Source organism: Shewanella zhangzhouensis (genome assembly GCF_019457615.1).
GTDB classification, from domain to species: domain Bacteria; phylum Pseudomonadota; class Gammaproteobacteria; order Enterobacterales; family Shewanellaceae; genus Shewanella; species Shewanella zhangzhouensis.
In genome coordinates, this window is the sequence record NZ_CP080414.1 from 2,605,726 (window position 1) to 2,625,160 (window position 19,435).

Consider the following 19,435-nt stretch of genomic DNA (forward strand, 5'->3'; position numbering starts at 1 on the left):
CCGAGCTCAGTCATCGAACTAGCCAAAACTGAAGAGTCCGCAGTGTCAGCTGCGGACTCTTTTCGTTTCTGCCATTCACGTAGTGAATTCTTGCCTGTATCTGCCTGTGAGACAGGCTGGTGAGGCGTAAGGCATAGATTAATTTCCCGAGGGAGCGGTCGCCACCGATTGCCAGGCTTCAGTGCCATACAGGGGCACAGTTGAGAGCGAATGCTTATGGCTGCCGGAAGTCTCCTTGGTGGAGTAGGACAGATACATCAGGGTTTGCGAGCCTGCATCGTAAATGCGACGAACCTTCAGGGTTTTGAACAGGACACTCAGGGAGCTTGAAAACACCACCTCGCCGTTTTTGCTCTTATCGATAGTGGCAATCTGGGCTGCGAGAATAGGGCCGGTCTGGCGACAGGATATGGACATGTCAGACGGGTCGGCCAGCGACAAATCCGCTTCCACCCGGCTGATGTGACAGGTCACGCCAGGCACCTTGGGATCTTGTCTGGCATCAATCACCACATCCTTGGTGGTAAAAAGTCCCAGGCTAACCTTTCCCACATCATCACCGCATCCCGCAAGCACCAGAGTGGCAAGCCACAATAAGGCGGGGTTTTTCATCCAATTGAGTTCCATATAAGCTCCTTTTCCCTTAATCAGGCAAATTCCAGCGCCGCCCGGCGGGCAAGCCCCGCGGTGACTGAGCCAAAGCTGTCGCCCTGCACCACCTCAACGCCGGGGTACACGGCAGCAATGCTGCTTGCCACCTGAGGGCAGCGACTGCTGCCACCTGTGACATAAATCAGGTCCGGGGCCGCCTCGTCCCCCACGGCGGATTTCATCAGCTCACCGATGCGCTGTACCAGGGGCGCAATCGCCTGACCAAAGGCGTCACCGGCAACACGGGTGTTGGCCCCATCGGGATGCTCAACCTGAGTCGAGTCCTCACCGCTCAATTCAATCTTGGCAAGCTCTGCCAGTTTCACCAATTGGCAGTGCTGCTGGTCTCGTCTGAGCCTTGCCAAACGGTCGAGGGCATCGGGGTTTACGGCATCTTTTTTGAGCTCTTTAAGGGCCGTGGCATAACTCAGGGAGAAAAAGTCCCGCTGCGCCCCCACATCGTTAATGGCCACCGCCTGCCAGAACAGTTGTCTTGGCATGGGTTTACCCGTTCTCAGCATATCGCCGAGGCCGTAATGAGGCATCAGGCATTCCATGGCAAGTGCAATATCCAGGTCATTACCGCCAATGCGCTGGCCACTGTGGCCAAGGCAATCGTCACTACGCTCAGTTTGGCTGCGTTTATTGGGTCCCATGGTCACCAAAGAGCAATCTGTGGTACCGCCGCCTACGTCCACCACCAATACCCGCTTGTCTGCTTCGAGGGACGATTCAAAATCAAAGGCGGCCGCGAGGGGTTCAAAGAGGAAAGACACCTGGGTGAAACCCGCTCTCATGGCGGCAATTTCCAGAATACTCTGGGCCTGAATATTGGCCTCTTCGCCGCCAATCCCCTGAAAGTTAACCGGCCGACCGATAACGGCGTGGCTCACAGGGCTTTGCAGCAACGCATCTGCGCGGCTTTTGACTTCAAGCATCATCAGGGTGACTATGTCTTCAAATAAGGCCACCTGCTCGGGGCGCAGGCCGGTTGCGCCCAAAAAGGATTTGGGTGAACGAACAAAAAAGCCTTCTTCGGGCGTATCCAGATAGGCATTTAAGGCCGCTTCGCCGATAAATACTGTGTCGTCTGCTGCGGTTAAATCCAGCTCCTGACGCATACGTCTGGCGCGGGCAAGCTCGGCGCCCCGTTTTTGCATTAGCGCCTTGGCCTGAGCATCGGGTAAACGCTGGCACACCGCCTCGGTGATGAAACTGACATCCAGGGCATACACCACGGACATCAGATACTGGCCACCTGTGTCGCCGATGGGCAGCAGGCGCACCGCGTCCCCTTCACATACCGCCATGGCGCAGTTGGCACTGCCATAGTCAAATCCTGCAAACACCCGATTTCTCCAAGCCAATAAAAAAGCCGTCCAAGGTAGCAAAAACGCCCCCGGCTGAAAAGCCAAAGGCAGTGTTCAGGGGCAAAATTCAGCCGGTATTGCGGCTTCTATCAGGTATTCAATCGATGGCATGTTGCAAGCGTGAGGCCAATGACAGTGCCAGGACGGATGGGGATGGCAGGCAGGTCATAAATCTGACATATTTTTGAAGTAATCTCAGCGACTGGGCTATTATTTTCAATAATGCCAATCACTTGTTACTGATTTTATTTCGGTGGCGCCCCGGGTTCCCAGCACGACAAATGGCTGATATCGTGTGCTGGCACCGGCGACATTCGCTGGCATGGCTGCATCACACGCTCAAAGGAGTTTTCGAGTGTCCCCCAATACAGACAAGATGTTTATCGACAAGGAGCTTTCCTGGCTGTCTTTCAACGAACGTGTGTTGCAGGAGGCCTGCGACCCCGATGTGCCACTGGTAGAGCGCATCCGCTTTCTGGGGATATTCTCCAGTAATATGGATGAATTTTTCCGGGTGCGGGTCGCTTCGGTACGCAGGGGCATTCTCCTCTCAAGCCTCCAGGATGGCCGTAACAACAGCCGCCACCTGATGGCAAAAATTCAAACCCGGGTGCTCACGCTGCAGGAAAGATTCGACACCATTTATGGCGAATTGATGCGTGAGCTGGTGCGGCGCAACATACTGCTTATCAATGAATCTCAGCTGAGCGACTTTCAAAGCCAGTGGCTCAAGTCGCACTTTCGCGACCAATTAAAACGCCATATAGCGCCCCTTATCGTCAGCAACCACAGGGCCCTGGTCAAGCATATCACCGACAACGCCACCTACCTGGCAGTGTGTTTGCACAGCAAAGACCGCAGACAATATGCATTGGTGGAAGTGCCGACCAAAAATGTTCCCCGCTTTATCGAACTGCCTACCGAAAAATCCAAGGCTAAAAAGCACCTTATCCTGCTGGATAACATCATCCGTCACTGTCTGGATGACCTCTTCTCGCCGTTTTTCGAGTACGAGAGCATAGATGCGTATTCGATGAAACTGACCCGCGATGCCGACTTTGACGTGATTGACGAGCTGGACCAGAGCCAGCTGGAAAAAATGACCCGGGGCCTGAAAAAACGCCTCACCGCCGAGCCGGTGCGTTTGGTATACGACAAAGACATGCCAGAGCATATGCTGGTAATGCTTAAAGAGCAGCTTGGGATTAGCTCCACAGAGTGCCTGGTGCCCGGTGGTCGCTATCATAGCTTTAAAGACTTTATCGCCTTCCCGAACCCGGGTCGCAAATATCTTGAAAACGACAAGATTGCCGCCCTGGACAGCGCCGGTTTTCAGCGCTGCGGCAACAGTTTTGATGCCATCGCCCGCGGCGACATTATGCTCAACTACCCCTATCACAAATTTTCACACTTTACCGAGCTTGTGCGTCAGGCGGCCTTCGACCCCGCGGTTAAATTCATCAAAATCAACCTCTACCGGGTCGCGAAGAAATCACGGGTGATGCAGTCGTTGATTGATGCGGTGAAAAACGGCAAGCAGGTAACGGCGGTGATTGAGCTCAGGGCCCGTTTTGATGAAGAGCACAACATAGAATGGACCCGCATCCTGGCGGAATCCGGCGTTAAGGTGCACCACGGGATCCCGAGCCTTAAGGTACACTCCAAGCTCTGCCTCGTCGGCCGAGAAGAGCATGGGGAAACCCGGCTGTATTGCCACGTTGGCTCAGGTAACTTCAACGAAGGCACCGCCAAGGTGTATACGGATTTGTCCCTGTTCACCGCCAATCAGGAAATCGCCCGCGAAGTTGAGCAGGTATTTGATTTAATTGAGCACCCATACCGACGTGACAACTTCAAGCACCTGCTTGTCTCCCCCTTCGATGCCCGCCAGAAACTGATTTCATTGATTGAAGATGAAATCCTCAATGCCCGAATGGGCAGCAAGGCCGGTATCACATTGAAACTCAACAACCTGGTTGATGAGCAGCTTATCGGTAAGCTTTACGATGCGTCCATGGCCGGGGTAAAAATTCGCCTGATCATTCGCGGCATGTGCTCATTGGTGCCACAAATCCCCGGGATCAGTGACAATATCGATGTCATCAGCATTGTCGACAGGTTCCTCGAACACTCTCGGGTCATGCTGTTCCACGCCGGTGGTGAAAATAAGCTCTTCCTTTGCTCTGCCGACTGGATGAGCCGCAATATCGACAGCCGTATCGAGGTAACCACCCCGATTTACGACCCTCAGTTGAAACAGATGGTGATGGACATATTGGCACTGCAGTTATCGGACAATACCAAAGCCCGAATAATCAACAAAGAGCAGAGCAACCCCTACCGTCACCGGGGAAATAAACGTAAAGTACGCTCCCAATTGGCGATATACCAGTATCTTTGCCAGTATGAAAAACTCCTCAAGGCGCGTATCGAAGCCGAGGCACAGGCCTTGGAGAGCGAGTCCGGCCCGGTTGCGGAGCACGAAGATAACAGGGATCTGCCGGTCGCCAGCTGATCCACGAGGGAGAAACAGCTTGTCATCATCAAACCAGCGACACTTTGTTGCTATCGATATGGGTTCGAACAGTTTCCATTTGATGATTGCCCGTGAACAAGACGGCAGTTTGCAAATTCTGCATAAAGAAAAAGCGCAGGTGCAGCTGGCTCAGGGACTGAGTCCGGAAGGCTACTTATCCGATGAAGCCATAGGCCGTGGCCTGGAGTGTCTGCGCAATTTCGGCCAGCGGTTTTCCGGCTTGTGCGAAACCCAGGTAAGGCTGGTAGCGACCCACACCTTAAGGGTCGCCCGCAACCGTGACAAATTTTTAAAAGCCGCACTGACGGTGATCCCCTATCCCATCGAGGTGATTTCCGGCCATGAAGAAGCGCGACTTATCTATTCCGGCATCGCCCAAAGTCAGGTACTGGCCAAGCATAATCTGATTATCGATATCGGCGGTGGCTCCACCGAAGTAGTGATTGGCGAAAAGAACCAACCTGTGATGCTTTCAAGCCTTCGCTGTGGCTGCGTGAGCTATAACGAGCGTTTCTTTTCCGATGGTCAGCTCTCCCTCAGTGCCTTTCGCGCCGCGCAAACGGCCGCCGACAAACAGTTCTCATCGCTTTCCAAAGAGTACTTTGATGGCCGCTGGGACTTGGTACTGGGCAGCTCAGGCTCGGTCAAAGCCATCTGTGAAGCCCTGCTGGAAAGCTTTGGCGATGAAACTGTCACCCTGGCCAGATTAAAAGAGCTGAAACTGAAATTGGTTCAGGCTGGCCACGTGGATGCGTTGCAATTTGCCAATATCGATAAAAAGCGCATGACTTTGGTGCCGGCTGGACTTGCCATTCTTATCAGCTTTTTCAGGCGACTTGCGATAGAGCAGCTTGAGCCTACCCCTGCGGCGCTGCGCGAAGGTGTGCTCTATGAGCTTGCCCAAATCGACCAATCTCAGGATATACGTCATCGCACGGTAGAGAGCATCGCCAATCTCTATCACGTGGACACCAAACACGGTGCCCGGGTGCGTAACACCGCCATGGCCCTCTTTGACAGCGTGGCCGACAGCTGGCAAATCCGCCCCTTTGCCCGACTCTTGTCCTATGCCGCCTCATTGCATGAAATCGGCATTCACATCAATTCCCGTGCTTACCACAAGCATGGAGCCTACATCATCGCCAACAGCGACCTCCCCGGTTTCAGTCAGGACTTGCAGCAGGATCTGGCGATGTTAATTGGCAACCAGTGTAAAAAGCCGCAGTTCGATAACATTAATACCCTGCCCGACGGCCGCCGCGAAGTACTGGTAAAACTCTTGTGTTTGTTGCGTCTGGCGGTGCTGGTGAACCTTGGCCGGGTAGCCCGTTCCCTTCGCCTGAGCTGCGCTGTATTGGATACCAATGAGTTGGCGGTTATTCCCGAGCAAAGCGCACGTGTGGACCTGCTGCTTAAAGATTTGAAACGTGAAAAGAAACATCTGGGGCAGCTTGGCCTTATTCTGAGACTGGACAGCGAGCTTCCCTCTCCCGCTGACGAAGACTGACATATCGCCTGTCAGCGCAAAGGCGCGCCGTGTTACTAACTGACTTATACCCCTCACGCCACTTGCCGACAGGCGTTTCCATACCAGACAAACGCTCAACCACATGTGATAGCCCCAACAGACACGACTGAGCGCGTCCACAGTCCTGAGTTGAATGGGGATCTTTCCCGCATTTTTACTGTTGTTATTGGTACTTCACCGCCAAAATCGCTACAATTTTAATCGTCGCGCCAAACTTCAGGTAAGCATCCTGGAGGTGGCCGCACAAAAGGTTCCACTGCGATGGGGTTGTGTGTTGGCAAATACGTACATCGTCAGGTAAATTAGTGCGATAAAAAACGGAACCTGCTGTTATTTTGGGGAAAACGCAAGAAGCGTCACCTTAACGGAATTGTTTTAAGGTATTGAGTATATGGAAATCACCATCTTGTTGCTGTTGCTGCTGTTGGTAGTGCTGCATTGTCTGTTCGGATACAAGGCTCTGAGCAGTGAAGCCAAAATCAGTCAGGGGCAAAAATGCCTCTGGTGCGCACTGAGTCTTGGATTGGGTCCTGCCGGTTATTATTTTTATCAAGGGCTTATCCCCTGCGATATGCTTGGCAGAGATTAATTCTCTTGTACAAAAAAAGCCCCGGGAACCGGGGCTTTTTTGTTACAGATGGCTGTGTTCCAACACCAGGTCCAAATCCACAGGTCGCTTGAGCACCGGCGCCTGACCATCCGCCAAAGCCTGCTTGTAAGCCTGATTCATCTTGAGCGCAAGATAGAGGTCAGAACGGATGAGCAGCCCACCTTCCCCCGTGGGTATGCCCTGCGCCTCACACCAGGACAGCAACTGCCGCTTGCGGCCTGCCAAAATCAGCCGGATATGTCGGCGTTTCAGGAGTGCATATAAGTCCGACAACATGGCCATCACACTGATGTCTGGGTGAGTAAAGCACGGCACCGCATCGATAATCACGCATTCCGGTGTTTCGGGCTCTGCGGCGATACGCTCCAAAAGACGGCGTTTGAAATAGCTGGCATTAAAGTAGGTGAGCGGCGAGTTGAAACGGTAGATAAATACCCCGGGCACGGCCACGGCTTTATCACTGCCATCCAGACTGCGCAGCGTGCCTTTGGCATCGAGTCCAAGGCATTGGTCGCTCGGGCGCATCACCACCTGCAAAAACTGAAACAGGCCCAGCAACACCGCCAGAGTAATACCCGGAATAACCCCAATCAGCAACACGGCCACAAAGGTGGTCATAGCCAGTAAAAACGCCCTCTGATCGCGCTTTCTGAGTTTCCACAGGGTTTTCAGGTCCAGCAGTGACCAGGATGCCACCACAAGCACAACCCCCAGCGCCGCAGAGGGGATGAAGGCCAGTGGCGCGGTAAACAGCCAGGCGATAACGCCTATGATAAGCGCGGCAATCAGCGACACCAATTGCGTCTTGCCACCACTGGCATCATTCACCGCAGTACGGGAGTCGGCGCCGCTCACGGCAAAACCCTGCGATAGCGCCGAGGCGATATTGGCAATACCCAAGGCCCTGAATTCTTTGTCAGGGTCAATATCATAGCCATTTTTTGCAGCGAAGCTTCGTGCCGTGAGCATCATACTCACAAAGCTGACCATGGCGAGGTTCAGTGCCGGCATAACCAACTCACGGGCGATACCAATGTCAAAGGCAGGCATCTGCAGGGCCGGCATATTGATGCTTACGTCCCCCACCAGCGCCACATCAAACTGCTCCAGGTTTGCGGCCCAGGCCACCAGAGTAGACACCACTATCACCAACATGGCCGCTGGCCAGTTGGGCCTGAAACGTTTGACCAAAAGGAAAATGAGCACGGCTCCCAGGCTCATCGCCAGGGTGGCCCAGTGAATTTGCGCCAGATATCCGGGCGCCGCAGCGATGCGGTCAAGTAAATAACGCTCATCAAAACTGAAGCCGAGAATTTTGGAGGCCTGACCCACGATAATGGTGATGGCTACACCGTTTAACAGCCCCATTAAGATGGGCTTTGACAGAAAATCAGCCAACACCCCCAATTTGAAACGACTGGCAATAAGACACCAGAATCCCGTCATGGCGGTCATGGTCATGGCCAATTGCCAGTGTTTGATACTGTCGCCCGCCGCCAGCGGTGTCACCACAGCAGCCACCACGGCACAGGTTGCCGCATCGGGTCCCACTATCAACTGACGGGAGGTGCCAAACAGGGCGTAAACCATCATGGGCAGCACGCAGGAATACAGGCCCACCAAGGCGTTCACCCCGGTAAGCTGCGCATAGGCAATGGCCACAGGCAGCGCCACGGCACTCACAGAGAATGCCGCTCGCACATCATCTTTGAACCATTCTTTTCGGTAGTCTTTAAATGATGCCAGACCCGGCATCAGGGACAACAAACGAGACACACAGACTCCTTTCGATCCATCCATTCCCTGCCTTATCGTTGAATTAGCTTAGTTTGTCTATCCCTGCCAGTAAAAATAAATCCATTGACTACATCAATATCATTGGCAGTGTCAGCAACAAGGCCAGCGCCATCAGCTGGTTAAAGGTGCGCTGACGCCCCGGTGTGTGCAAAAAGCGGCCAATGGCTTGCCCCAACACCACCCAGGTAAAGGATGCCGGCAATCCAACCACGTTAAACACCAATACCATCACCAGCGCGCTGAGCCAGTACTGGTCTCCTGCGAGGGTAAAGGCACTGCACAGGGTCATCACCGCGAGCCAACTCTTGGGATTTATCCATTGGAACATTGCCGCCTCCATAAGCCCCATGGGCCGGTTACGACCGGATGCGGACTGCCCCCCGGTAGGCGCGGTGGCAATTTTAAAGGCAAGCCATAAAAGATACGCCAATGACACGGTTTTAAGGATTTGATGCAGCAGCGGAAAACTTTCAAACAAGGCGCCAAGCCCCAACAGCATGGCCAGATGCAGTGAGGTGGTGCCCAACCTTATGCCTACAATATGGCGAACACTCTGACGGATACCGAAGGTCGCCCCGGACTGAGCCAACAACAGGTTGTTGGGACCCGGGGTCATGGTCATAGTGGCGCAAAATACAGCGGCAGAAAGGGTCAATGCCGTCAGGGTCATTTCCATGCAGTAAACTCCAAATTGTATGGATGCAATAAAAGGATGATTCCGAACAATTATTGCCATACTATAGAGCCCATAAAACAGATCAATCGGAATATTGTCATGCGTACAATTTGGACGCCCAAGCTGGAAAACTTCAGTGGCAGTAAGTATGAACAGCTGGCGAATGCCATAGGCGATGCGATTACCCGGGGAGAGCTGGCGCCCGGTTCCAAACTACCGCCACAGCGCCGACTCGCCGATGCACTCGGTGTCACTCTGGGCACTGTCACCCGTGCTTACACCAAAGCCATCTATCGTGGCTGGGTGGAAGCGCGTGTCGGTGATGGCACCTATGTGCGCATGGGGGAGCCGAAAAGCACAGGCCCCCTCGATTTGGCAACTTGCCAGCAGGCAGTCACCGATCAAGCCGCAATCCTCGGAGAAGTGATGAGCCGCATGGGACGCGATCCGGTTCGTTTGGCCGGCCTGCTGGATTACCACACGGCAAATCTGGAGGCGCAGCAAGAGACTGTGCTGACGTTTTTAACCCGGACCGGCGTCGATGATTTTGGGGGTAAACTGGTTTTTACCCAGGGGGCGCAGCAGGGGCTGTATGCCGCACTCGCCGCCCTGTGTGAACCCGGCGACTGGGTATTGCATGAGGCCTGGTGTTACCCGGGGCTGAATCGCGCCGCCGAAGCCCTGGGCCTGAATCTGTGCGGCGTGCCATTGGTGGACGATGGTCTTAATCTGGACGAACTGGCCGCCTGCATCGACAAACACAGGCCCAAGGTCATTTACCTGACCCCCAACAGCCAGAATCCTGGCTGCATAGGCTACAGTGAGGCGCAGCGGCAACGTATTCTGGCTCTGGCCAGAGCCCACGACATCATCATTATTGAAGATGATGTGAATTACTGCACGTCAGAGGAGTGGAGTGCTCCCATTTGGCAACTGGCCGCGGATGCGCAATCTGTGGTGTATTTAAGCAGTCTGTCGAAGCGGTTTGCCGGAGGCATTCGCTTTGGCTTTATGTTGCTGCCTGCAAGATTGCAGCCCAGGGTCAATCGCATCATACATGCCCACTGCTGGATGATGTCGCCGCTGCTGATTGAAATTGGCTGTGAACTTATCCGCTCTGGGGGCATTCACCAACACAGAGACACCTGGATAGCCTCATTGCAACAGCGATTTTTGACCATGGCAGAATCCCTTGAGCTTGAAGCCAAAAGTCGCGGACTTAACGGGCGCCTGACCCTGCCAGAAGGTTTCAGGGCCAGCAATGTGATAGCGGCGCTCGCCTCAAAAGGCATACTGGCCCGCAGTCTTGCGGACTTTGGCGGCCCGGCAAACGGCATTCGATTCAGCCTGGGTCGTATTCCACGGGGCGAAGAAGACGAGGTATTCGACAGGATCCAAAGCACCCTGACTGAAGTCCTCAATCAGGGCATTGCCGTGGTTTAAATTCACGGCCCTCACCGATGCCTGCAGACAAAGCAATTGGAGGGCAACAATTGCTTTCAATTGTCTCTCCCGGCGGTGCTGGCAGTTGCCGGCACAGTCACCTAGGATGGGAGATTCGCCGCGGCTGGGGAGTCGCAGCCCATAGATTTATCGCCTGATTATTCATTTTCACCACGAGAGGTAACAGTGGGTTCACCGACAGAAGCGCAAGCACGCACATCAGGGCTCAACAGGGCCTTTTTAATTCCCTTGCTGGCCGCCATTGTGGCCATTACGCCGCTGGCCATTGATATGTATTTGCCGGCGATGTCCGCTATTGCGCTGAGTCTGGGCTCGGATGTGACCCATGTACAGCAGAGTCTCAGTGTATACCTCGCCGGTTACGCCTGCGGCTTGTTGCTGTTTGGTCCCCTGGCTGACAGATACGGCCGCCGTCCGCTGGTGCTGTTTGGGCTTACAGGCTTTGGAATTTGCAGCTTGCTCTTATCCCATGTCAGCACCCCTGAAGCCTTTTTCGGGCTGCGTTTTTTTCAGGCCATGATTGGCTCTGCCGCCACAGTGGTGGTACCCGGCTATGTAAAAATTCTCTATGGGGACAATACAGCCAAGGGCATGTCCTACGTGAGCCTTATCATGATGCTGGCGCCCCTGATTGGCCCCAGTATCGGCAGTTTTATTCTGGGCTTCAGCCACTGGGAGATGATTTTCTATGTCCTCTCGGGTTATGCGCTGCTGGCGCTGACACTGGTGTACTTTGGCTTGCACATTCCGGAAGTAAAAACAGAGAAACATCAAAGGCCCGGGTTTATTCAAGCCTATCGCACCGTACTGACCCGCGCCGGCGTGAAGGGCTTTATCGCCAGCGGCGTACTCACCTCCTTCGCGTTTTTCTGTTACCTCACCGCCTCTCCCTTTGTATTTATGGAGGTTTACGGGCTGGACAGCCAACACTTTGCCATGGTGTTTGCGTCAAACGTGGGCGCCCTGATGCTCGCCAATATTCTCAACTCGCGAATAGTGGGCCGTTTTGGCTCGCTGAGGCTGCTCAGGGCCTCGACCCTATGCGGTCTGGTCTTTGCCCTGCTGCTGTGCGCCGCCAACACCATTGAACTGGGGCTGTATGGCACTTTGCTGACCCTGATACCCTTGATGGCTTGCCTCGGCATTATGTCGGTAAATGCTGATGCCATAGTGCTGCTCAAGTTTCAGCGGGAAACAGGCACGGCCACCGCCGTGATAGGTACCCTCAGATTCGGGATTGGTGCATTGGCCGGGCCTCTGCTGGCGGCATTTTACACAGGCACTGCCCTGCCGTTTTCGGCACTGATGCTGTTTTCGGTACTGCTGGCCGGAGTGTGTCAGCACCTCGCCAGACGCGCCTCGATTGAATAATCTGCAATTGCTTGCTTTCAGGCCACATATAGCATAACTGGCCTGAAAGTGATCTATTTATAATTAATTTCAAATGTTTAGCTGGAACACCCTGACTTATTCCTGGGCACTAACTCCCGTCTCTCTTCCCCGCTGATGTTGAATTTTCTTTAAGTTCGTTGTTTTTTTTGAATTCAGGCTTGAATTTAACCAGTCTTTTTTGAAAGATGAATGCCTGTCCATCTGTGACAGTTGCCCGGCTCGCTTCACCCAAGTGAGCGTTTCTTACCGGAATATGGGCAATTGAGCGAGTTTCTGGTACCCCAGGAGCTTGGTTTTAGAGCGATTACCGTCGCTGTAACAAGTACTGTTTACCGTAACGGTATCTTTTTGAGGATGCACGAATGGAAAAGCTTTCCGGCGCCAGCATGATTGTTCGATCCCTTATTGATGAAGGCGTAAAACACATTTTCGGTTATCCAGGTGGTTCTGTACTGGATATCTACGATGCCCTCCATGAAAGTTCAAATATAGAGCACATTCTGGTTCGCCATGAACAGGCCGCCGTACACATGGCCGACGGCTATGCCCGTGCCACGGGTGATGTGGGCGTGGTACTGGTAACCTCAGGCCCCGGCGCCACCAACGCCATCACAGGCATTGCCACCGCGTATATGGACTCGGTCCCGCTGGTTATCCTGTCCGGTCAGGTGCCATCGAGCCTGATTGGCAACGACGCCTTTCAGGAATGCGACATGATTGGCATCTCAAGACCCATAGTGAAGCACTCGTTTCTGGTAAAAGACCCCACCGAAATACCCGAAACCATTAAGAAAGCCTTTTACATTGCCGCGACCGGCCGTCCAGGCCCAGTGGTTGTGGACTTGCCCAAGGACACCCTGAACCCGGCGATCAAGTTCGACTATGAGTACCCCTCAGAGGTGAAAATGCGCTCTTACAACCCCACGGTGACAGGTCATAAAGGCCAAATCCGCCGGGGTTTGCAGGCCCTCCTCAATGCCAAAAAGCCGGTACTTTATGTAGGCGGCGGCGCTATTATTTCGAGCTGCGACAAACAAATTCTGGCACTGTCGGAGCGGCTGAATATTCCTGTGGTCAACACCCTGATGGGCCTTGGCGCTTTTCCCGGCACCCACCCCAACAACATAGGTATGCTGGGTATGCACGGCACCTATGAAGCCAACATGACCATGCATAACAGCGATCTGATTTTTGGTATTGGGGTGCGTTTTGATGACCGCACCACCAATAACGTGCAGAAATACTGCCCCAACGCCACAGTGCTGCATATCGATATCGACCCTTCATCCATCTCCAAAACGGTACAGGCCCATATCCCCATCGTAGGCAGTGCCGACAAGGTACTGGATGAAATGCTGTCGCTGCTGGACGGCGACGCCGCAATGCGAAACGATGAAGGCGCCATCGACTGCTGGTGGAATGACATCAATCAGTGGCGTGCCCGCAAGTGTCTGGCATACGAGACCAACAGCGAGAAAATCAAACCGCAGCAAGTGATAGAAACCCTCTATCGCCTTACCAAGGGCGATGCCTATGTAAGTTCCGATGTGGGTCAGCATCAGATGTTTGCGGCCCTGTACTACCCCTTTGATAAGCCAAGACGCTGGATAAATTCAGGGGGCCTCGGCACCATGGGCTTTGGTTTGCCCGCCGCCATGGGGGTGAAGATGGCCATGCCCGATGAAACCGTGGTATGTGTCACCGGCGATGGCTCCATTCAGATGAATATTCAGGAGCTTTCTACCGCGCTGCAATACGATGTGCCGGTAAAAATCATCAACCTTAACAACCGTTTCCTGGGTATGGTAAAGCAGTGGCAAGACATGATTTATTCAGGTCGTCACTCCCACTCCTACATGGACTCAGTACCGGACTTTGCCAAGATTGCCGAGGCCTATGGCCATGTAGGCATTACCATCAGCCGCCCGGAGGAGCTGGAGCCCAAGCTTGCCGAAGCCCTGTCGATGACCGACAGACTGGTGTTTGTAGACATTAATGTCGATGAAACTGAGCACGTTTACCCCATGCAAATTCGCGGGGGCGCGATGAATGACATGTGGCTGAGCAAAACGGAGAGAAGCTGATGCGCCGAATTATATCTGTACTTTTGGAAAACCAACCCGGTGCCCTTTCCCGTGTCGTTGGCCTGTTTTCCCAGCGTGGCTATAACATCGAGTGTCTGACAGTGGCACCAACAGACGATGCCACCCTGTCGCGGATGAATATCACCGTTGCGGCGGATGAAATGGTGCTCGAGCAAATCGAGAAGCAGCTGCACAAGCTGATTGACGTGCTCAAAGTCTCCAACATCACTGAATCGGCCCATATTGAGCGTGAGCTGGCATTGGTGAAGGTAAAGGCCCAAGCGGAAGTGCGTGAAGAAATCAAACGCAGCGCCGATATCTTCCGTGGCCAAATCGTCGACGTCACCTCCAGCCACTACACCATCCAACTTGCCGGTACCACAGAGAAGCTGGACGCCTTTATCAATGCACTGGCGGAAGTCACCAAGGTGGTGGAAGTATCACGCTCCGGTGTGGTGGGCCTGTCCCGCGGTGATAAGTCCATGCGGGCATAACACCAGCAACGCCATGCCGCAAAACGTAAAACGCCAGTCTCAGACTGGCGTTTTGTATTTATTGAGGCAACTCAGCACTCAAATAGCGCTGATTGCCTTATCAGGGCTTATTCGACATTTTCCAGCACGGGGCGCGAACCGATTTCAATCTTGCGTGGTTTCAGCGCTTCGGGGATTTCCCGCACCAGGTCGATATTCAGCAAGCCATGTTCAAGATAGGCGCCGGTCACGGTCACATAATCTGCCAGCTGGAAAGTGCGCTCAAAGCCTCGCTCGGCGATGCCCTGGTACAGATATTTGCGCTCAGCGGCCTTATCTTGCTTGTTGCCTTTGACGACCAGCTTGTCGCCTTCGCTGCTGATCTCAAGCTCCTCCATCGAGAAACCTGCTACGGCCATGGTAATGCGATAACGGTTTTCACCGAGCAGCTCGATATTGTAAGGGGGGTAACCGTTGTTGCCATTGTTGGCGGCAGCATGTTCGGCCAATTGGGCAAGGCGGTCAAAACCAATGGCACTGCGGTAAAGTGGGGTCAAATCGTAATTACGCATTCTGTATATCCTCATCATAAGCAATATAGTAAGCGGGCCGACCGGGTCGCACCCTGAGAAATAAGGTATCCCCGAAGGCGATACCCGAGCCCTCATCGAGCGGCTCTGAAACCTATTTGGGGTTTGGTGATTCAGAAATCAAGGCCAGAAAAGTAAAAAGCCGGCTAAGCCGGCTTTTTATTCATGAAACTACCCGAGGATTACTGGGCAGTGACTTCACAACCCAGTGGGCTGTTGGAGTTTTCGTAAACGATTTCACCCATAGGGTTGTAATCGGCGGCCTTGATGCTGCCCTTCTGCTTGAAGAAGTCGTACAGCACGTCGGCATCTACATAACCAGTTTGCACTGGGGCCAGCACTGGGTAGCCATCACCGCCGGCGGCGTTGAAGCTTGGAACAGTAAAGGTGTAAGAGGCACCGGCATCGTAACCTTTACCGTTTACATCACTGATGGCAACGGTTTTGGCAGTACAATCCACGGTCATTTTCACACCGGTGATTTGAGCGTATGCACCTGAACCACGCTGCATAGAGGCAACGGCGCCCAGGTATTCAGTCAACTCGGCACCTGTCATGGTGCTTAGCGTCACCATGTTGCCAAATGGCTGCACTGTCAGTACGTCACGGTAAGAGATATCACCGGCCGCGATGGAGGCACGCACACCGCCTGAGTTCATTACACCCACATCGGCGTTCACTTTAACAGACTGAGCCATGGCAAGCAGACGGCCCAGGTTGGTTTGCTGACCACGCACCATGGTACGATCGCCTTCCAGTTTATCGTCTGTGTTGGCAATCACTTCATCCAGGGAAGCCTGTCCTTTATCCTGATAGTACTGCAGCAGTTCTTTCAGTTCGGCATCCGGGGTAATGGCATCACCTACCAGTACCTTGCTCTTATTGCCTGACTCATCTTCTACGGTTTTCTTCAGGTTAACCGGGATCAGCTTGTAGCCAGCCAGGTGCAATTCACCATTGAAATATTCAAAGTCAGCACGGCCAACATACTTGCCCCACTCGTGAGCCTGCATGATCCAGGTACCGTTTTGCTGATCAGGGGTACACTCATCACCGGGTTGGAAGTCGGCGTAGTTATTGGTGCCTGGCTCCATACACACTGGGTTTTGAGAGTGGCCACCAATCACCAGCTGCAGCTCGCCCTTGTTCAGGCTGCGGGCCATGGCCACATCGCCAGGGGCGTTGCTGCCGTTTTGTGCATCGGCATAGTGACCCATGTGAGTTACGGCGAAAATCACATCGGCCATATCGCCGTCTTTGATTTCCTTGATAACTTTGGCAACTTCTTCTTTTGGATCGGTAAAGGTCAGCTCGCTGATAAATTCAGGGTTACCAATCTTGGCAGTATCTTCGGTGGTCAGACCCACAACTGCGATACGCACACCGTTCACTTCAAACACCTTGTAAGCATCGAAGTAGCGGGTACCATCCGCCTTGTAGATGTTGGCAGACAGGAATGGGAAGTCAGCCAGCTGGCGCTGCATATCCAGAATATTCAGCGGGTTATCAAACTCGTGGTTACCCACAGCCATGGCATCGTAACCAATCTTGGTCATACCGATAAAATCAGGGACTGCGTCCTGCAAATCGGACTCGGGTACACCGGTATTAATGTCACCACCGGAAAGCAGCAGCACTTCGCCGCCATTGCCTTCCACTTCGCCGCGGATCTGGTCAATCAGGGCCTTACGGGCAGCCATGCCGTACTCACCGTCTTTGTTTTCCCAGAAACGACCGTGGTTGTCGTTGGTATGCAGCACAGTGAAGGTCTTACAGGCATCACCGGCTTCAGCACAGGTCGTTGGTACAACCGGCTCTTTCGGATCGGCATCCATACAGCCGGTGAGAGCAGCCAGTACCGCAGTGGCAAGCAATCCTTTCATCAGTTTATGTGACATATTATCAACCCCATGATTTTATTTATTTTAACCATCATCAAATGCAGACCAGGCACTTCGGCCTTTAGTCGCGCAACATAATAGCAATTCTGACGGGGAATTGTGGCAGAAATATGAATTTTCGTGAGCTAAATGTAGGTTTTCACAGCATTTTCACCAAGCCTTTGTTCAGCTGAAAGAACAGGCAAAAACCCACCCCAAACATGAATGCCGTACGCTAACAAAAACACCACAAAAAACTTACACACAGACCATGAAGGACGCTTGTTATGGCACTATCGAATGAACACTGAGGACTGTTTCAAATAAAAAACGCACCCTGAGGTGCGCCTTCATATAAGTGTCACTCCAAATGCATACTAATTAACCAGTCTTGCCAATAACCAGCGTCGGATCTCCATCAACTGTGCAGGTAATACGCTGTGGCCCATGTTGAAGCTTTGCCATTCAACCTCATAACCCGCATCAAGGAGTGCCTTTTGGGCCATTTGGCCTGCAAAGAGTGGCACCACCTCATCCTGCTCGCCATGGTGTTGCAAAATGGGGGTTGAAGCATTGGCAGGATGACAGTCCTGGGGCAAGGTATCGGCACCGGGCAGGTAGCATGACAGTGCCATCACGCCGGCAAGGGGCTGATGAAACCTCAAACCACAGAAAAGACTCATTACCCCACCCTGACTGAATCCCGCCAACAGGATACGTTCGCTTGGGATCCCCGCTGCCATTTGCGCCTCAATCAGCGCCATTATCTTGCGTTCTGACTCAAGCACACCGGCCAGGTCGGCCCTGTCATGCAAATCCATGCTTTTGATGTCATACCAGGCGCGCATGATATAGCCACTGTTGATGGTCACAGGCTGTTCGGGAGCATGGGGGAATATAAAGCGGATCCCGGCATCCTTTGGCAGTGAAAGCGCAGGCACTATGGGGGCAAATCCCGCACCGGAATCCCCCAGGCCGTGGAGCCAAATTACCGCATAACGGGCAGGTACGGCGGGTTCTACTACAATGGCATCCAAGGTCGTTTGTTCTGTGTTCATCTGTTATCTCTTATCCTTTTCCAGTCCGTAAAAGGCGGCGATGGCCTCCAGCTGCTCATCATCGTCCAGCGATAATGACCAACTGACGGCACCGGCATCAGCAATCAATAGTTTGGCATCGGCCAATAAACGAATATCATCCACCAACGCCCTGAGTTGCACGCCGCCGTTAAGCCTGCACAGAAGCTCTGAATGGGCAAGGATGAGTTTACCCTCTGAATGGCTAATGACCATCTGGCCTCCGTGAGCCTGTCCGACAATCGTAATTGCGCTAATAACCTTAAGGGGCCTGAATTGTATCAGCTTTCTGACACCTTAACAGACTGGATAGAAGAGACAATTGGTGAACCCGTCCTGGCGGTGGAGATCAATAATCAGGGTTGGACTAACCTGGTGTTTGAAATCAATGGTTGCTGGATGGCGAGGGTCCCCAAGCACCTCACAGATACCGAGGGACACACTCTCACCAACCGCTATGCGCTGGAAAAACAACTGCTGGATACCTTAAGCCTCGCCATTGACCGTGACCGTGACTGTGAAACTGACCAGCCAAACTGCCTGACGGCAGCTATCCTCCCAAAAGTGCACTTAGCCCCCGGGCACATCGCGGCTTGTATGCTCTACCCCAAGCTGGCGGGAAGCCCTCTTGATTGGCAAAGCCCGGGATTGAGGACAATGAGCACCAATACATGCACGTCACTGGCCGCCGCTATCGGCACCTTGCTTGCCAAACTTCATGCCACAGAATTGACACATCTGCAGTTGGTGGCATTTCCCTATGGCGATGAGGACTTTGTTGGAAGTGTGCTACCTGCGCTGCGCCCTTTGATGGGTGCGGATAGCTACAGAAACGCCCAAACCTACTTTATAAAAATGTCAGAGACAGTTGCCACACAAGCTGAAGTGTCATCAAGGCTTTGCCACGGTGATTTCGGCCCGGCCAATATCCTGCTCGGCCGCGATTACCGGCTCAGTGGTGTGCTTGATTTTTCGGATGTGTGCCTGGGGGATGCTGCCATGGACTTTGCCCCGTTATGGCGTCGCAGTCCCAGTGAATTTATGCACGACTTGCTTGCAACCTACCGAGAAGTCTCAGGGGAAGGCCATTGGCAATCGCTGCAGCCACAGACACTCACTGCCCGCATCCAGTTTCATGCCTTGAGAAAAGCGGCCTTCGTGGTTTGGTATGGCAAGCGGTTCGGTTTTGAAGATGGGATAACTGGCAGCCTCAATTATCTTAAGCAGCAGTTTGAATTCCAGAATACATGACAGCGACACACCAGCAACACACTCGGTACAAAGCATAAGCGCAACACGACTACCACT

At 53.3% G+C, this 19,435-nt stretch carries 16 protein-coding genes; 8 read left to right on the forward strand and 8 right to left on the reverse strand.

Going from position 1 to position 19,435, the window contains the following annotated elements; genetic code table 11:
- Positions 1 to 138 precede the first annotated feature (138 nt).
- Together K0H63_RS11275 and yegD are read right to left on the reverse strand one after the other, a co-directional pair.
- A complete protein-coding gene (locus K0H63_RS11275) occupies positions 139 to 627 on the reverse strand; it encodes a CreA family protein (protein ID WP_258405572.1) in 489 nt (162 codons plus the stop codon).
- A 20-nt stretch (positions 628 to 647) separates the two neighbouring features.
- The gene (gene yegD, locus K0H63_RS11280) at positions 648 to 2,000 is read right to left on the reverse strand and encodes a molecular chaperone (RefSeq protein ID WP_220064771.1); all 1,353 of its coding nucleotides are present in this window, start codon (positions 1,998 to 2,000) and stop codon (positions 648 to 650) included.
- 376 nt (positions 2,001 to 2,376) lie between these two features.
- On the opposite strand from yegD, the gene ppk1 reads away from it, so the two are divergent.
- From ppk1 to K0H63_RS11295, 3 genes are all read left to right on the forward strand, one after another.
- The gene (gene ppk1, locus K0H63_RS11285) at positions 2,377 to 4,536 is read left to right on the forward strand and encodes a polyphosphate kinase 1 (RefSeq protein WP_258405573.1); all 2,160 of its coding nucleotides are present in this window, start codon (positions 2,377 to 2,379) and stop codon (positions 4,534 to 4,536) included.
- A gap of 58 nt (positions 4,537 to 4,594) precedes the next feature.
- Entirely contained in the window at positions 4,595 to 6,064 is a 1,470-nt protein-coding gene (locus K0H63_RS11290) for a Ppx/GppA phosphatase family protein (protein ID WP_258405714.1), read from the forward strand.
- Between the two features lie 412 nt (positions 6,065 to 6,476).
- Positions 6,477 to 6,674, forward strand: coding sequence for a hypothetical protein (locus K0H63_RS11295; protein ID WP_220064774.1), 198 nt, complete (start codon positions 6,477 to 6,479; stop codon positions 6,672 to 6,674).
- Positions 6,675 to 6,716: 42 nt separating this feature from the next.
- Here K0H63_RS11295 and K0H63_RS11300 read toward each other — a convergent pair whose 3' ends face one another.
- Both K0H63_RS11300 and K0H63_RS11305 read right to left on the reverse strand, forming a co-directional pair.
- Positions 6,717 to 8,495, reverse strand: a complete 1,779-nt coding sequence (locus tag K0H63_RS11300; protein WP_220064775.1) for a SulP family inorganic anion transporter — start codon at positions 8,493 to 8,495, stop codon at positions 6,717 to 6,719.
- A 64-nt stretch (positions 8,496 to 8,559) separates the two neighbouring features.
- Positions 8,560 to 9,168, reverse strand: coding sequence for a LysE family translocator (locus K0H63_RS11305; RefSeq protein WP_220064776.1), 609 nt, complete (start codon positions 9,166 to 9,168; stop codon positions 8,560 to 8,562).
- A gap of 99 nt (positions 9,169 to 9,267) precedes the next feature.
- Between K0H63_RS11305 and K0H63_RS11310 the strand changes: the two genes are divergently transcribed.
- The 4 genes from K0H63_RS11310 to ilvN all read left to right on the forward strand — a co-directional run bounded on the left by K0H63_RS11310 (position 9,268) and on the right by ilvN (position 14,602).
- The gene (locus K0H63_RS11310) at positions 9,268 to 10,611 is read left to right on the forward strand and encodes an aminotransferase-like domain-containing protein (RefSeq protein ID WP_220064777.1); all 1,344 of its coding nucleotides are present in this window, start codon (positions 9,268 to 9,270) and stop codon (positions 10,609 to 10,611) included.
- A gap of 186 nt (positions 10,612 to 10,797) precedes the next feature.
- Entirely contained in the window at positions 10,798 to 12,003 is a 1,206-nt protein-coding gene (locus K0H63_RS11315; protein WP_220064778.1) for a multidrug effflux MFS transporter, read from the forward strand.
- 383 nt (positions 12,004 to 12,386) lie between these two features.
- Positions 12,387 to 14,108 carry an acetolactate synthase 3 large subunit gene (locus K0H63_RS11320; RefSeq protein ID WP_220064779.1) on the forward strand — a complete coding sequence of 574 codons (1,722 nt, stop codon included), beginning with the start codon at positions 12,387 to 12,389 and terminating at the stop codon, positions 14,106 to 14,108.
- Positions 14,108 to 14,602, forward strand: a complete 495-nt coding sequence (ilvN, locus tag K0H63_RS11325) for an acetolactate synthase small subunit (protein ID WP_220064780.1) — start codon at positions 14,108 to 14,110, stop codon at positions 14,600 to 14,602. The genes K0H63_RS11320 and ilvN overlap by 1 nt, the downstream gene beginning before the upstream one ends.
- 107 nt (positions 14,603 to 14,709) lie before the next feature.
- Here the strand turns inward: ilvN and K0H63_RS11330 are convergent, their stop codons facing one another.
- From K0H63_RS11330 to K0H63_RS11345, 4 genes are all read right to left on the reverse strand, one after another.
- Positions 14,710 to 15,153 (reverse strand): Hsp20 family protein, encoded by a 444-nt coding sequence (locus K0H63_RS11330; protein WP_220064781.1) that lies wholly within the window; start codon positions 15,151 to 15,153, stop codon positions 14,710 to 14,712.
- A 200-nt stretch (positions 15,154 to 15,353) separates the two neighbouring features.
- The gene (gene ushA, locus K0H63_RS11335) at positions 15,354 to 17,069 is read right to left on the reverse strand and encodes a bifunctional UDP-sugar hydrolase/5'-nucleotidase UshA (RefSeq protein ID WP_220064782.1); all 1,716 of its coding nucleotides are present in this window, start codon (positions 17,067 to 17,069) and stop codon (positions 15,354 to 15,356) included.
- A gap of 359 nt (positions 17,070 to 17,428) precedes the next feature.
- Positions 17,429 to 18,109, reverse strand: coding sequence for an alpha/beta hydrolase (locus K0H63_RS11340; protein WP_220064783.1), 681 nt, complete (start codon positions 18,107 to 18,109; stop codon positions 17,429 to 17,431).
- A gap of 3 nt (positions 18,110 to 18,112) precedes the next feature.
- Positions 18,113 to 18,343: a DUF3389 family protein gene (locus K0H63_RS11345; RefSeq protein ID WP_220064784.1), complete on the reverse strand. Its 231-nt coding sequence runs from the start codon at positions 18,341 to 18,343 to the stop codon at positions 18,113 to 18,115.
- A 60-nt stretch (positions 18,344 to 18,403) separates the two neighbouring features.
- On the opposite strand from K0H63_RS11345, the gene K0H63_RS11350 reads away from it, so the two are divergent.
- Complete coding sequence (locus tag K0H63_RS11350) at positions 18,404 to 19,378, forward strand: phosphotransferase family protein (protein ID WP_220064785.1); 975 nt, start codon at positions 18,404 to 18,406, stop codon at positions 19,376 to 19,378.
- The last annotated feature ends 57 nt before the right edge of the window (positions 19,379 to 19,435 follow it).